This window comes from Alteromonas sp. MB-3u-76, assembly GCF_002831605.1.
GTDB classification, from domain to species: Bacteria; Pseudomonadota; Gammaproteobacteria; order Enterobacterales; family Alteromonadaceae; genus Alteromonas; species Alteromonas hispanica.
The window spans coordinates 1,319,487-1,335,712 of record NZ_CP025115.1; the positions used below are offsets into that span (position 1 = coordinate 1,319,487).

Sequence of the window (16,226 nt, forward strand, 5' to 3'; positions counted from 1 at the left end):
TATGAGCCAGGAAAATATGAGCGAAAGCACAGAAGTAAAAAATGAAGCAACGCCAACCACAGGCGCCTTTTCATTAACTAAACAGGACAACGGTGTTGCTATTCTAAGCATGGATGTTCCCGGTGAGAGCATGAACACGCTTAAAGCCGAATTTGGTGATGAAATAAGCGCTATGCTCGACGATATCGAACAGGACAACAGTATTAAAGGTGTTGTTGTCATCAGTGGTAAAAGTAATTCTTTTGTAGCCGGTGCAGATATTTCAATGCTCGCTGCCTGTAAAACAGCTGAAGACGCAACAAAAATAGCAGCAGGTGGGCAAGCGGTTTTTGATAGAATCGAGAATATGAAAGCTACGTTTGTGGCGGCAATTCACGGTCCTGCTTTAGGCGGTGGATTAGAACTTGCCTTGGCGTGTCACTATCGTGTTTGTACTGATTCTTCAAAAACTCAAGTTGGCTTACCAGAGGTCCAATTGGGGTTATTACCTGGAAGCGGCGGTACTCAACGACTTCCTCGTTTAATTGGCATTCAACAAGCCATGAAGATGATGCTAACAGGTTCGCCTGCAAGAGCTAAACAGGCGAAGAAATATGGCATCGTTGATGATGTAGTGCCTGAAAGTGTGTTGCTCGATGTAGCGGAACAATTTGCTTTAAAGCGTAAGCCAGAGCGTGAAGCGCCGCAAAAAGGGCTTATGAACAAAATGTTGGAGACCACAGGTCCAGGTCGCAACATAATGTTCAAGAAGGCGCGTGAGGCAACGTTTTCCAAAACCAAAGGTAATTACCCTGCACCAGGCTTCATTATCGATGTCATTGAAACGGGTATGACTGAAGGTATGAAAGCAGGGTTAAAAGCAGAAGCTGAGGCTTTTGGTAAGCTAGTTATGACCCCAGAGTCTTTCCAACTTCGCCAAATCTTCTTTGCTACTACAGAAATGAAAAAAGAAAATGGGGTAGAGGGCGTTACACCTGCAAAAGTGAACAAAGCGGGAGTGCTTGGCGGCGGCTTGATGGGGGGCGGTATTGCTTTCGTTACGTCGACAAAAGCCGGTGTGCCAGTGCGTATTAAAGATGTTCGAGCTGAAGGAATCGCGAATGCGATGAAATATAGCTACGATATCTTGAATAAAAAGGTGAAGAAACGCTTTATTCGCAATAGTGAGATGCAAAAGCAGCTTTCGTTGCTTACTGGCACACTAGATTACAGTGGTTATAAAGACATCGACATTGTGGTTGAGGCCGTGTTTGAAGACCTCGATCTCAAGCAAAAGATGGTTGCCGATATAGAAGAAAACTGTAAAGAGACAACTATCTTTGCTTCTAATACTTCGTCTATTCCTATTACCCAGATAGCAGCCAAGGCCAAGCGACCTGAAAATGTCATCGGTTTACATTACTTCTCTCCGGTAGACAAAATGCCGCTTGCTGAAGTTATTGCACATGAAACAACGTCGGACGAAGTAATTTCTTCTACGGTCGAGTTTGCTAAAAAGCAAGGAAAAACCCCTGTTGTTGTAAAAGACGGTGCGGGATTTTACGTGAATCGTATATTAGCGCCTTACATGAATGAAGCGGCCAACCTAATATTAGATGGCGAGCCCATTGAGCATATCGACAAATCACTCGTGAAATTTGGTTTTCCGGTGGGGCCAGTGAAGCTGCTTGACGAAGTGGGCATTGATGTTGGCACTAAAATCATTCCCTTTTTAGTGGAAGCTTTTGGTGAACGTTTCACCGCGCCTTCAGCGTTTGATAAGGTGTTAGCAGACGGCCGTAAGGGTAAAAAGAACAAGAAAGGGTTCTACGACTACGAAGGTAAAAAGCCTGGTAAAGAAGTGGATGAAAGCATTTATGAGTTACTTAGCCTTTCACCATCAAGTAAGTTGAGCGAAAAAGAAGTGGCTGAGCGCTGTGTTCTTATGATGCTTAACGAAGCTGCCCGATGCCTCGACGAAGGTGTTATTCGCAATGCCCGTGATGGCGACATTGGCGCTATTTTCGGTATTGGATTCCCACCTTTCTTAGGCGGGCCTTTCCGCTACATGGATACCCTTGGCATTAAACATGTGGTTTCACGACTACATCATTACTCTACGGCCGTAGGCGATAAATTTGAGCCTGCTGACGTATTGGAAAAAATGGCTGAAAGCGGAGAGTCTTTCTACTAATACTCGCATAAGCTAATTTGAGAACCGGGCTTTCGCCCGGTTTTTTATTGGCTAAGTCAAGCCTTACTCTTCACAAAGTTCTTATCGAGGCTTTTATAAAGGCCGTTATAAAGGTTGTTGTAAAGAATACTCAGTAGCGCCGCTGCAAAAAAATATTTTGATGTAAATATATAATCACCACGACTTATCGCAGCATAAAATACCATTCCCCAGCAGTAAAAAATATTAACTGCCAGAAGCACACGTCCAAAGCGTTGCAGTTTATGGAGGTCTTTAGTGAGTTGCATCGTAAAATCCTAAGTCATTTTTTTTAAAAAACCTGAAAATGTGCGGCTACTTGCAGTGAACCTATGCACCTAAATAATCAAACCGCCCCAACCAACATTGCTCCTGACGGGCTTTTCTAAATTAAACAAATAAAAAGCACATGGTAACTGTCCGCAAGTTCAAAACTTTCATATAACGGAATTTAAACAAGCCTTTCTTAGCAAAACTCACTTATAACCTTTACATCATTTTTTGACGTTATGTGTTTACTAAGACAGGGTAGGGCGCCATTACTCATCACCGGAGCTTACTAAACTTAAACTACGTGTTGCCCCCGCGTTATCAAAATGTTGAATGTTGAGAATTCGTCGATTTTCAATCAAATTTGTGCGTTTTAGCTGGTTTATTAGTCAGTTTTTAGTAGAATCGCCACGCTTGTTTTTGTGCTAGTCAAAATGTTGACGTCGTGCTTTTCAAACAAGCAATTATTAAAACAGCCTATGTTGTATTCTGAATTTTAGTTTCTTGGAGACGTGTTTTGTTGTCACTTATATTCTTAAGCGTAATATTTAGTGTTTATTTTTATGTTGAGGCGTTTAAGTGGGGAATGAATGCAAAACGGTGGGCAGCAGCTGGGTTAATCTTCGGACCTATAATACTTCCCATGTTCTCAATTTCGCGCCATATGCATTGGCGCAATGCTGTAGGGTTTAATAATCTCTTCATCGCGGCCTGAACGCCCTGTCCCCCTGCAACGGCAGTCCCCTAATTGCAAACTCAATATCGGAAAGCAAGTGCCATCTATTGCAGCTTTGCGTCAGTAGCCACGTTGATTAACAGTGGTCTGCTTAGATACTTGAGGGTTGTGTAAAAGACAGACATAAAAAAAGAGAGCTAGGCTCTCTTTTTTGAAATTCTTTTAGTGTTACTTACCAACCCACACCACGGCCGCCCATACCAGTGCGAGGCTTTGGAATGTAATTTGTTTGTGTTGCTACTTCTTTCTGCGACTCTGGGGCTTGTTTAGCGCCTTCTTGCTTGTCGGCAGCAACTGGAGTGGCGGTAGATAGTACTAGTGCAACTGCGTACTCTTTTAACATGTCTTTTTCCTCTGATTTTATTTTTTTAAATGAACAAACAAAGTCGATGTTATTTTTTATTGTCGACACTTTCATTTATAGCTAAAGTTATGCCAACTTTAAAAAATGAATATAAATCAGTGGTTTGTCTCGATTTTGATGGTTTTTTGACGGTTTTTTTAACCAAAAGTCTAATAAACTTTTGCCTAATGGGCGAAGTGATGCCGGGTATAAAATAGAAGGGGGCAGGCAATCGCCTACCCGAGAAGAGAAAGATAAATTTAATGGTTATGAAAGTAGCTAAAGAAAGTTGTAACCTTAATTATTTACTGAATACTGGTGTTTCCAAGAATGGAGTTTAGCTGTTGATTTTCAGTGAGAAGTTTTTCAAAACGTTCTGCGTTTAATGGTTTGCTATAAAGAAAACCTTGCAGCATTTCACAATCATAGCGACGCAGAATATTCAGTTGTGCCTCTTCCTCTACCCCCTCTGCTACCACTTTAAGACCTAAATTGTGCGCAATGTTGATAATTGCTGCTGCCATATGTCTGTCTACATTGCTTTTCGCAATGTCATCGATGAAGGCTTTATCAATTTTAAGCGTATTAAGAGGAAAACGCTTAAGGTAAGCAAGAGAAGAGTAACCTGTGCCAAAGTCATCCAATGCCAAGTGAATACCGCGCTCTCTTAAGCGCATCATCATTTGCAAGCCATTTTCGGGGCTTTCCATAAGGGTGCCTTCGGTAATTTCGCATTCTAAATGCAGTGGCGATAACCCTACGTCGCTCAATATCCGATTAATGCGTTCATCAAGATCTGGTAACTCGAACTGCTTAGCAGAAATGTTTACCGCTACGCGGCCAGTAAACAGGCCTTGGCTAACCCATCGTTTAGTATCGGCGCAGGCTTTTCTTAGTACCTGTTCACCAATTTCGATAATTTGACCAGTTTGCTCTGCAAGAGGAATAAATTGTCCTGGGCTCACAATTCCTTTTTGTGGATGTTCGAAGCGTACTAAAGCCTCCATACTTACTAGTTTACCTGAAGTAATATCCACTTTGGGCTGGTAGTAAACCGTAAATAAGTCATCTTTAATGCCCTGTCTTATCAAGTTTTCAATTTGCAATTGACGAACGGCGTTTTGATTCATCTCGCCGCTGAAAAATTGATAGCTATTACCACCGTTATTTTTCGCAAAGTACATGGCAGTATCTGCATTTTTCAACATTTCTTGCGGCGACAAACCGTCGTCAGGGAAAAAGGCTATGCCAATACTTGCGCCCAGAACAAACTCCTGCTTGTTTATTATGAACGGGCGCGACAGGGTATCTAATACGTTTTGTGCACAATGCGTGACTGTATGAATATCAGCATTGTTCTCCATTAATATACTAAATTCATCGCCGCCTAGACGATAACAGGTGGCGTTCTTCCCTGTAATTCTCTGCAGGCGTTTAGCAATTTGCTTGATCAATATATCGCCAGTTTGGTGGCCAAGAGAGTCATTAATTTTCTTAAAGTTATCCATATCAAGGCACAGCAGGGCATGCTGTTCACCTTTTCTTACCAAATTCTGATGACTTGCTTGGAAAAACGATCTGTTAGGTAATTCTGTTAATGGGTCGGTATTGGCAAGCTTCAATAGTTCCTTTTCTGTGTTTTTACGTGAAGTAATATCGCTGAAAACGCCCACAAAATGACTTATTTTACCGTCCTCATCATGTACAGCATCAATATTGAGCTCTATCTCAAAGCGGTCACCGTTCATACGTACGCTTTCGACTTCACCGCTCCAGTTGCCCTTTGTTCTTAAGGTTTTCTTAATTTCTTCCGTAAATGCATCGGGGTAAAGATGAAAGTGCATATAACTGGCAAGCGCTTGATCGCGGGTTTCACCGGTATATCCGCAATACGCATTGTTAACGCTAATAAATTTAAACTTAGTGTTAGATATGAAGACACCTTCCGAGATGTTTTCGATAGAGCGTTTAAATAGGTTTAGCTGCTCTTCGGCTTCTTTAAGGTGGTGAATATTTTTGAGTGTGCCAGTCATGCGAATTGGCTGGTCATTATGGTCTCGCTCTACCACTTTTCCTCTGTCTAGGATCCAAATCCACTGATTTTTGAAAGTTTTTGCCCTGTAGGCTAACTCATAATACTCAGTATTTCCTTCAAGGTGCGATGTAAGAGCTTCTTTTACCCTGTTTAGATCATTGGGGTGTATGTTTGCATCGTAGGCACCGGTAGTACGAATATCATCTTGAGGGAAGTCCAGCGTACCCCATGTGTTAGCACGGTAAACTTGCCCGCGGTACACGTCCCAATCCCATAGTTCGTCTCCTGAACTCCACAAAGTAAGCTTTAGTCTTTCTTCTGATTCTTTTATCGCCAGCTGATTAGCTTTTCGAATTTGAAGCTGGCGCACCAGGAAAGTAATTATCACTATCGTTATTAACGCATAAAAGACTAACGCAACTGCATGAAGCCAAGGCGGTCGTTCTATCTCTATATTTAGCGTTCTGCTCTCAGACCAATTTTTGCCAGGCTCTTTAGCTTGTACTTCAAAAGTATAATTACCGAAGCCAATATTATTGAACTGTGCAACGCGTCCATTTTCAACATAAATCCAACCAGAATCTAAGCCTGTTAATTTGTAACGGTATTTCACCTGTGAAGGGTATACCGGATTGATTAATGCAAAAGAGAGGCTAAACCTTGTTTCATCGTGTGAGAGTAGAACGGTTTCGCTAAGGCTTACATCTTGACTTAGAACAAAATTCTGCGGCTGACCTGACGAAGCTTTTGTGAGATCTTCGATTGATTGTGTAGCGCCGAATACCCTTAAGTTTTGAAGTTGCGGTATCGTTGTTTTACCGTCGGAACTGTCTTTACTAGCAAAAGCTTTAGAAATTTTATTATACCCTCGGTTGCCACCGAAGTAGATGGAGTTATCTGAAGCAGCGAATACTGATGACTCACCTAGGCTATTATAATTGAGCTCTGAGTATGGAATTAATGAGTCTTGGTTCAAAGAAGGTAAAGCGATTTGATGCACACCAGCAGCATCTGCGTACCAAATACCGCGGCCGAGTCCTATCGATGAAATAATAAATCCATTCCGGTCATCTCTTTTTTGCCGTTTTATTATTTCAAACGAGCTCTTGTCAACCATAAGAACACCGTCTGAGCGCGTGGTTAGCCAGAAAGCTTCATTAGTTTCATAGACAGAGTAAACCTGAGAATTCAAGCCTTTTTGATGAGTTATTCTACCGACCACTTCTTGCGAAAATTCAGATACGATTGCCACATTTTTGTCGCTTCTTAACCAAAGCCTATTAAAACTATCAGTAAATATTGGAACAAAACTTTTTTGTAATCCGTCTATCGATAGTGCTTTAGCTGAAATTGCTTTATTCGGATTGGTCAGTGCATCAGTTTCAATAGACATGGCACCATTTTCGTCCGTCCAAACCCAAATTGAGTCATTATGAAAATGTATGTGATCTATAATATTACCTTTGAATAAGTGCTCTTCTTTCGTAACTACGCCATTGATCTCCTTGAATACAATTAATCCATCAGAAGAGGCTACCCAATAAAAACCGTTTGAATCAACAGCCAAGTCCCAATAATTAGTTTGGATTGGATTTTGGTCGGCATGTTTAAGATAGGTGACTTTTCCAGAGTCTTTATCATACTTAGCGAGACCTCTCTCCTGAGTTATTATAATGAGCTCGTTGAGCTGATTCTCTGTCAGAGCCCAAACCGTTGCAAAGTTATCCTCTGCCTGTCTGCTTGAATTGTATACCGATTGGTAATGTACGGTTGCGTATTCTGGATGATATCGAAACGCGCCCTGGCGAAATGTCCCAGCCCAAACAACGCCAGTTTTATCGACAATAACTTGCATTATATTTGCGGCAGGTAACCCCGTTGAATCATAGTTATCAGAATTAAGGTGAAGCGTTTCAAACTGTGTAGATGGGGTGATGTCAATCTCTACAGCGCCACTCAATACAAAAAGACCAGACGTAGTGCCAATCCAAATATCGGCATCATTTGCAGTGATATTTAAGGTATTTAGGTTTCCTTCAAAACCCAAGTCATCCCCGTTTTTAGATAAGATAGTTTTACCTCGGGCATTTACTATCTTTATCCCGTCTTTAGTGGCAAGCCAATAATTACCATTTATAACTTTAATATCGTGAAGTGCGGCCGAGTTAAGATTTATACCCCATGGGTTAACTTTGTTTAAATCTGAAACTTCGTTGGTTTCTTTATCAATAATTTTGGCACCAAACTCGTTTGAGCCAATCCACGTTCTATTTGCCTCATCTAAAATCACTTTTACGTAAGTACTTTCAGTAAAAACCTGTTTTGCCGAAATAACATTTTCCTCAGTGCTGTTATATCGGTACAAAAATTTTTCATCTGCGAACAGAATTTCTCCACCTATAGCCTCGCTAATTGCTGTAATAGAGTTTGACTTTATGATGGAGTTTTCTTGATTAAATACTCTAAAATCATCGGTTTCCGGTCGGTATTTTGCCAACCCACTGTTGGTTCCTGCCCACAAAGTACCTGCAGAGTCTAAAAACAGTGTTTGCACGAAGCCGGAAGGTATTGAGTTGGAGTCGATATCTGATGGATGATACTGCTTTACATCATAGCCCGAGTAGCGATTAAGGCCATTTGATGTCGCAATCCAAATAAAGCCCATGTCGTCTTCTATGATATCGAGTACCGTAGTATCTGAGAGCCCCTGTCGCTTGTTTAATTCTGTAAATTGTAAATCTGATAATTCGATCGCTTCGGCAGAAAAACTTTCTGACATAAGCAATAGCAAGAGAAACACAGTTTTTATTAGGGTTGAGCGCACCTAAACACCTTTGGCTTACGCCGATTATTTTTTATTTTTTATTTTTAAATTAGGTTCCAGCCGCATCCCTAACAACTAGAGAAATTAATATGCCCAATTCAGGCAGTCTCCACAAGGACTTTTTGGGATTGCGGTCACAACGGGTTAGTTCTTAGCCAAAAATCACTGCTGCGTTATATATCTATCGACTGCAATAAAGAATTATTAATCAATGATATGGAATTTTTTGCTTGAATTCGGTAATGCTGTTGATAGAGCGTTTTTCTGGGCAATGCATGGGGGGGAATTTGCCATCGGAGTAGAGTACTATTTCACCGCATCGCTCTCGTTTTGCTAATTGGTCGGCGAAAACCTGAATTTCTTCAAAGGAGAGATTTTTAACGCATTCTGCTAGTTTCAAGTGCCTATCAAATGCTAAGTCCTGAGTGCCCAGGCTAACCCACAGTCGTTGAGATTTCATCGAAAGTGTTAAATCTCTTTCTTCTAATTGCTTTAGCAGGTTTTGCTGAATAGTGGGCCAATAGAAGCGGTAGAACTCGATCTCATTTAACTGCTGAAACAAAAAGGTAGTCATCGCGTCTAGCAGATATTTAGGTTCCCTTTCTGGGCTTTGTATGTAGAAGGCAATACCAGGGTGCTGATTATGGGGCACGTAGCCAGTGCCAACAATATAGCCCAGCTGCTGCTCCGTTCTAAGCGCATTGAAAAACGGAGCGGCTAACATTTGCTCTAGCACCATGCAAAGTGCTGTGTCAGACAAATCTGCCGTTGGTGCTTGTAAATACAATACCACGGCGCCGTCGTCATGCTTACAATTCACATGATGATAGAGAGTTTCGCCAGTCGGCAGCTTCGAAACTGCGCGGGAGAGAGGAGTGCCAGTCGCGTTACCACAGCTATTAGACAGCGATTGGGCATATTCATTTGCATGGGTGGTATTCCAATTACCATGCATAAATGCTTCAGCAAAATAATGACCGAACGCACGTTCTCTAGCATCCAACATTTGTTCATAAGAGATTTCAGACATGACGTCTAAAAGCTCTATTGGCGCTTGAGTATTACGCTGAATTAGCACACTTAATCGAGAAAATAGTCTATTAGTTGGTTTGTTCAATAGGGCATTGTGTAATGCTTGTTCTTGAAGTTGCTTATGATGCGAAAAATCTCGTTGATTTGGAATAAAGCTGACCACCGCATCCATTAATTGGGCCGCAAGGAGAGTTTGTTGATTGGTAAAACCACGGGTATGTAAGGTGAATCCAGCTTGATGACCATAAATACGATAATGCAACCCCGCAATTTCAGCGCGGTAATACTTTGCCTGTAAATGGTCGTTCAGCGCGCCCAGCCAAATGCGCTTCGCTGCAACAGCATTGAGAGAATCTGAAAAGCCCTTGGCATCAAATGAAATATAAATATCTCCTTTGGGGCTATGAAACTGTTGGTCTTGCGCAAACCAAAAACGATACCCCTTTTGCTCGATGAGTTTGTTCGGTAAGTGAAAGCCGGGTTCGGGAAGTGCGAGTTGATATTCGCTGCCCAGATAAGGGTTAGGCGGCGGCAAAGCCAATGAAGCGATATTTCGAGGGGTATCCAGTTTTGCTATTGTGTCTTTTGAAATCTTCTCAACACTGTACATAGCCTCATAAAATGCGCATGTTCTATTGACGTTTACACCTTTAGATATAACCTTCAAGCGAATGTTACTAGAGGTAAAGTAGGATAAGGCATTGAGTATGACAGCCTGATCAAAATTACCAATTGTCGTTCTTAATACGTTTAGCTCTGAAGGCGAAAATATAAATTGGTGTTGGGCATAATCAGTGATCAGATTTAAGGGTTTTATATTTTCTTCGTATTCTAGTGCCAAGGTATCAAGCTGCACTTTTTCTTCATATCGCCAAGCTTCGCCAGAGGCTTTCTCAATTAGCTTAATATAGCTAAACAACGCCTCTAAAATCTGATATTTATTTTCCAGACCTTCATCGGTAAGTTGAAAGCTGACGTTGAAGTCTTTAAATCCGTCGCCTTCGATACCAGCTCCCGCAATCAAATTTAATGCCCAATCCTTTTCTTTTAAAAAAGCTAACAGGCTACCGTCTCCTTCGTCACCGAGCAGATGGCTTATATAGTTTAGAGGTTTGCATTTATAGTCGTTTTGCAAGGGAGGAAGTGCAAAAGTCACTATCATACGTTTTGCTGATTGAAGAGGCTGAATATTGATTTGAATGCCTAGCTCATCAGAACGATAAAGTGGTGGCCAAGTGTCGCTGGCAAGTTGTCCTGTGCTGAATCCTCCAAAACATTGGAGGATCAACGCATCTAATTGCTTTTGCGGCATGGGGCTGGCGATACATAAACACAGGTTTTTTCCACAGTATCGTTGCTGATGCATTGACTTAAGTCGCTGTTTTAATTCCAACGAGGTATGTTTAGAAAAAGTATCGCTATTTCCTACTGAAAATTTCGAAAACGGGTGCTCTGGGTTGCATGTCTCTTTATGAATTTGGTAAAGACGTCGCAAATCATCTTTTTTCTTGAACTCAAATTCCGCGTGAATGTTTTTGACCTCATTTTCGATGGACAACTCTTCGAACAATGGCTGGCGAAGCATATCCGCAAACCCAGGCAACGTTTGCGCTAGTGCCCCTGCATGGCAACTATAGTGATAATTGGCGTATTCTGTCCCAGTCCACGCATTTAATGTTCCGCCATGTTGCGCGATAAAATCGTTTATTGCGTTGGGCTTGGGGAAATGTCGACTGCCCATAAACAGCATATGTTCGAGTAGATGAGCAAGTCCTTGGCAGTCGTTCGGATCGTAAAAATGTCCAGCTCGCACGGCAATGGAGACGTGGGCCTCATTTGCATCAGGAGTATGGCAAGTCATAACACGCAATCCGTTAGGCAGAGTGGTGTGATGAGCATTATCAAACTTTATGGTGTTATTCATGTCATCCTGTTGTGCGCTAGACTCCTTACTTCTGGAGTGGGGGTTAAATATGTAGATTAATACGAATAGAAAATTAAAATACTCGCTATTCAACGGTTAGCGCTAGTCGTATTATCAGCTCTCTGATATCTTTACCAATATCCACTAATACTATGCGCTATGTTATGTCAGGTCAAAGTAGCAACGACGACATTTTTATCTTTATTATGCGTCATGGCGAAGCAGAATCACCATGTTTAGATGACAAAAGCCGCCAGCTTACTCCATTAGGCAGGCAACAGTCTCAATCTGCTGCATTATGGCTTAATCAACATTTCTGCCAAGATAACCGCGTTGATGTAACACTTCACAGTCCTTATCGCCGAGCACGCCAAACACTTGACGAAGTAGCGCGAACAATCACGGCGGAAAAGCTCGAAATGAGCGAAGATATCACGCCAGATGGCTCACCAAAGTTAGTGAGCGATTACATTCAAGCTCGTATCCATGCGTCGGTTAACGGCAACAGACCTATAAAAAAGCTTCTCATAGTCAGTCACATGCCGCTAGTGAGCTATCTCGTCGATGAGCTTTGCCAATCTTATACAACCAGTCTGTTTGCAACCGCTTCTATAGCGGTTGTTAAATATTCCTTAAGCAGCCACAGTGGCACTTTGATGACCCATTACCAGGGAATCTAGAAACAGCTCAAACACACGCCTTAGTTATTTAAATTATCTGCTAACACATTGAGTTAGCAATTTGTCGAGTTATTTTCATTTCTAAGTATTAAGTTATTCGTTAGCGCGCCGATACTTCTTTTGAGAGTGTCAGTGTATTTATCGAAGGGTTGGGAAATGGATAGCAAATCTATTCCTGAGCTCCTCAAGCGTTCACTTCAGTCGCATATGGCTGAGGCAGACTTGCGCGAAGACGAGGAGACACAGGTTATTATTGCAAAACTGTCTGTATTGTCAGAGAAGGTTGCAGCGGCAAAAGCAAAGGCGCTTGAAAAAAGAGCCCAGCGAATTGCCGACGAACAGTAATTTATAAGGCTTCAAGTCCTAAAGGCCTAGGTTGAGGTATTGCCTTTTTCTTCGCGGTAATATTCAGGCATCACTCGCACGGTTTTAATCATGTTTTCCGTTATATCGACAATTTCCAACGGATAACCAGCAAGACGAACACTCACCTTATTTTCCGGAATTTCCTCTAAATACTCTAATAAAAGACCATTAAGCGTTTTAGGGCCTTCAATTGGCAAATTCCAATTCATTTCTTTATTCAGTTCTCTGACGTTAGCACTGCCATCAACAAGCACTGAGCCATCTTGTTGCACGTGCGCTTCTTTACTGTGATCTGGAACCATACTAGTGGTGAAGTCACCAATGATCTCTTCGAGAATATCTTCTAGTGTCACTAAGCCCATAATATCGCCATACTCATCTACAACCAGAGCAATACGTTCTTTTTCAGCCTGAAATTTGTACATTAACGTGTGCAGCGGCGTCGACTCTGGAGTGAAGTAAATCTCTCTTACAGCCCGCAACAAACTCGACTTTGTAAACTGATCTTTGGATAACAATCTCAGAGCATCACGCACGTGAACAAAACCAACGGCGTCGTCTACGCTATCACGATATAACAGCACCCGAGTGTGCTGGGCATGAGTAAGCGCTTTTTGTATTTTTTTCCAATCGTCGTTAATGTCGATTGCAAAAATCTCGGCTCTGGGCACCATGATATCTTCAGCGGTTACGCTCTCTAGATCGAGAATGCTTACCAGCATATCTTGGTGTTTTTTAGGGATCATAGTGCCGGCCTCGAAAACCACTGTTCTCAATTCCTCTCGGCTTAACGAGTCATCGTTACCGTTAGAGGGGCTTATTCGAAGCAGTGCTAAGATTCCGTTGGTAATACCATTTATAGCCGCCACAAACGGATATAAAATCGTGAGTAGGGGAAGCAGAATAATGGAGCTTGGGAATGCTATTTTTTCAGGATACAGGGCTGCCAAGGTTTTAGGCGTAACCTCCGCAAAAATGAGAAGAATAAGAGTTAAGCCAAACGTTGCTGCCAGAATTCCCCAATAGTCACCAAAAAGGCGAATACAGAGCACGGTAGCCAAGGATGAAGCGGCAATGTTTACGAGGTTGTTACCGATAAGAATAAGACCAATAAGCCTGTCAGGTCTGTCGAGAAGTTTCTGTACGCGTTTAGCGGCCCGATTCCCTTCGCTTTGAAGATGCTTTAGTCGATAGCGGTTTATCGACATCATTCCGGTTTCTGAACTAGAAAAATATGCAGATAATAATATGAGTACGCCGAGCGCAATAAACAGCGTACTCGTTGATATGTCGTCCAAAAAGATGGTTTCCTATCTATTAACAGCCTTCAAATCTAGCCATTGAGAGGCATGATTTTGAGCTAAAAAAATTCAAGCTAAAAAGAGATTTATGCTCTCGCTTGCTCGCAAATTAATGTCACTATGGTATTCGCGATATTCTACTACAGCAACAGCTCGCGAACTAATTTACTGCCAAAGTAAGCCAGTGTAAGTAGAACTACACCGGTTATTGTCATAAGAATGACTTGTTTTCCTCGCCATCCTCGCACTTTCTGACCTACTAACAGTACCAAAAATACAACCAAAGCAGCGGCAGAAAGAGCGGTTTTGTGAGCATAAGTTTTACTTAGCATGTCATCTAAAAAGATGAAGCCGCTGATAAGTGATACTGTGAGCAACGATGTTCCTGCCAGCAGCAATTTAAATAAAATATTTTCAACCAACATGAGTGGCGGCAGTGAAGAGTGTAGTAGTGCAGCGCCTTTTTGCTTTAGGCGATAGGTGATATACGACATCTGTAAAGCATAAAGAAACGCAATTACCAGTGTGCAATAGGCGAACAGCGATAGGCTTATATGCACAACAAGTCCGGGCTGCAGCGCAATGTGCATAATATAGGAAACGGGAATAAACGCTGCGGCAAGCACGGCTAGGCTTGCGAAGCCAAAGACCACGGGTAACAAAATTAGGTTTGGTATAGCGCGTGCAAAAATCAGCATAGAGACAGTAATTATCCACGACACCAAGGAGAGTACGTTGGTAACGCTCATGTTTTGTCCTGGAGCAATAATAATCACACCTATTAGAAATGCGATATGCGCGATGGCACCCAAACTTGCCAAAGAAAGTGCAAGACGTTTGTTAGGCCCTTCGTGGTGTACAAATTTGCCGATTAACACTGCTGCGGCCATAACATAAAGTAGGGCAGCAGAAATGGCGAAAAGGGTGTTCATTATTCTTCCTGTGATAATTAGGTAAATCGTCGCCGATTGAGTCGCTATTGATACTGCAACTCACGATCAAATTCAACCATCTCCTTGATTTTGTTTACGCGCCTTTTAAGTTACAATGCTCCCATTACGTCTGAAATCAAAAGAAGTTTCATACTATGTTTGAGAATTTATCTGAACGCCTTGGCCAGACATTACGAAATGTAAGTGGCAAGGGCCGTCTCACAGAAGACAATATAAAAGATACGCTTCGCGAAGTGCGCATGGCATTATTAGAAGCCGACGTTGCGTTGCCAGTTGTAAAAGCCTTCGTTGCCCAAGTTAAAGAGCGCGCTGTGGGCGCAGAAGTGAGCAAAAGCCTTAAACCCGGCCAAGTCTTTATCAAGATTGTACAATCTGAGTTAGAAGCGGTGATGGGGGAGGCCAATGAAAAGCTAAATTTAGCTACTCAGCCTCCTGCCGTAATTTTAATGGCGGGTTTGCAAGGTGCGGGTAAAACAACATCTGTAGGTAAGCTGGCAAAATATCTTACGGAACGCGAAAAGAAAAAAGTCATGGTAGTGAGTGCTGACGTATATCGACCAGCCGCTATCAAGCAGTTAGAAACTCTTGCCAATGAAGTTAATGTAGGTTTTCATGAATCTACAATTTTGCAGAAACCAATTGATATTGTAGAAAGCGCAATCAGCGAAGCCAAAAAGGGTTTCTATGATGTGTTGCTTGTCGATACCGCAGGTAGGCTTCATGTCGATAGCGACATGATGAGCGAAATTCAAGAGCTTCATGGTGCGGTGAAACCCATTGAAACGCTCTTCGTGGTTGATGCGATGACGGGGCAAGATGCCGCAAATACAGCCAAAGCGTTTAATGATGCGCTTCCGCTTACCGGTGTCATACTCACGAAAGCAGACGGTGACGCTCGTGGTGGTGCTGCGCTGTCTGTTCGCCATATCACCGGCAAGCCCATCAAGTTTATTGGTATGGGCGAGAAAGTTGATGCTCTTGAACCTTTCCATCCAGAGCGAATAGCGTCTCGTATTTTAGGTATGGGCGACGTTCTCAGTTTAATTGAGGAAGTTGAGCGTAAGGTCGATAAAACTAAAGCCGAAAAGCTTGCGAAAAAGGTTCAAAAAGGTAAAGGCTTTGACCTCGCCGACTTTAAAGATCAGCTTGAGCAAATGAAAAGCATGGGCGGTATGATGGGAATGCTTGATAAGCTTCCTGGCATGGGCGGCATGTCAGAGAAGATTAAAGAGCAGGCTAACGATAAGCAATTCAACCAAATGGAAGCGATTATCAATTCAATGACGCCTGGAGAACGAGCTCGCCCAGATATCATCAAGGGCTCGCGTAAGCGCAGAATTGCGGCCGGTTCAGGAACTCAGATTCAGGACGTGAATCGTTTATTAAAGCAGTTCACTCAAATGCAGAAAATGATGAAAAAGATGTCTGGTGGCGGCATGAAAAAAATGATGCGTCAGATGAAGGGCATGACACCTCCAGGTGGTGGTTTTGGTGGTCCAGGAGGGCCGGGCGGCTTTGGCGGTGGTCCTGGCGGATTCCCACCGAGGTAATCACTTTGCTTTAAAGTGGTG

General features: G+C 42.4%; 9 protein-coding genes. 4 read left to right on the forward strand and 5 right to left on the reverse strand.

What is annotated here, in order from left to right:
* Position 1: 1 nt before the first annotated feature.
* Positions 2-2,173, forward strand: coding sequence for a fatty acid oxidation complex subunit alpha FadJ (gene fadJ / locus CW735_RS05945; RefSeq protein ID WP_442857497.1), 2,172 nt, complete (start codon positions 2-4; stop codon positions 2,171-2,173).
* Between the two features lie 1,196 nt (positions 2,174-3,369).
* Here the strand turns inward: fadJ and CW735_RS19720 are convergent.
* The 3 genes from CW735_RS19720 to CW735_RS05970 all read right to left on the reverse strand — a co-directional run bounded on the left by CW735_RS19720 (position 3,370) and on the right by CW735_RS05970 (position 11,355).
* On the reverse strand, positions 3,370-3,540 hold the full coding sequence (locus CW735_RS19720; RefSeq protein ID WP_198520994.1) for a hypothetical protein: 171 nt from the start codon (positions 3,538-3,540) through the stop codon (positions 3,370-3,372).
* A gap of 305 nt (positions 3,541-3,845) precedes the next feature.
* Positions 3,846-8,399: an EAL domain-containing protein gene (locus tag CW735_RS05965; protein ID WP_100971270.1), complete on the reverse strand. Its 4,554-nt coding sequence runs from the start codon at positions 8,397-8,399 to the stop codon at positions 3,846-3,848.
* A gap of 208 nt (positions 8,400-8,607) precedes the next feature.
* Positions 8,608-11,355: an insulinase family protein gene (locus tag CW735_RS05970; protein ID WP_100971273.1), complete on the reverse strand. Its 2,748-nt coding sequence runs from the start codon at positions 11,353-11,355 to the stop codon at positions 8,608-8,610.
* 164 nt (positions 11,356-11,519) lie between these two features.
* Between CW735_RS05970 and sixA the strand changes: the two genes are divergently transcribed.
* Positions 11,520-12,035 carry a phosphohistidine phosphatase SixA gene (gene sixA, locus CW735_RS05975; protein ID WP_232230613.1) on the forward strand — a complete coding sequence of 172 codons (516 nt, stop codon included), beginning with the start codon at positions 11,520-11,522 and terminating at the stop codon, positions 12,033-12,035.
* Between the two features lie 156 nt (positions 12,036-12,191).
* The gene (locus CW735_RS05980; protein WP_071979512.1) at positions 12,192-12,380 is read left to right on the forward strand and encodes a hypothetical protein; all 189 of its coding nucleotides are present in this window, start codon (positions 12,192-12,194) and stop codon (positions 12,378-12,380) included.
* Between the two features lie 26 nt (positions 12,381-12,406).
* Here CW735_RS05980 and CW735_RS05985 read toward each other — a convergent pair whose 3' ends face one another.
* Complete coding sequence (locus CW735_RS05985; RefSeq protein ID WP_071979511.1) at positions 12,407-13,699, reverse strand: HlyC/CorC family transporter; 1,293 nt, start codon at positions 13,697-13,699, stop codon at positions 12,407-12,409.
* 143 nt (positions 13,700-13,842) lie between these two features.
* Positions 13,843-14,634 (reverse strand): cytochrome C assembly family protein, encoded by a 792-nt coding sequence (locus CW735_RS05990; protein ID WP_071979510.1) that lies wholly within the window; start codon positions 14,632-14,634, stop codon positions 13,843-13,845.
* A 155-nt stretch (positions 14,635-14,789) separates the two neighbouring features.
* Between CW735_RS05990 and ffh the strand changes: the two genes are divergently transcribed.
* Positions 14,790-16,205 carry a signal recognition particle protein gene (ffh, locus tag CW735_RS05995; RefSeq protein WP_071979509.1) on the forward strand — a complete coding sequence of 472 codons (1,416 nt, stop codon included), beginning with the start codon at positions 14,790-14,792 and terminating at the stop codon, positions 16,203-16,205.
* The last annotated feature ends 21 nt before the right edge of the window (positions 16,206-16,226 follow it).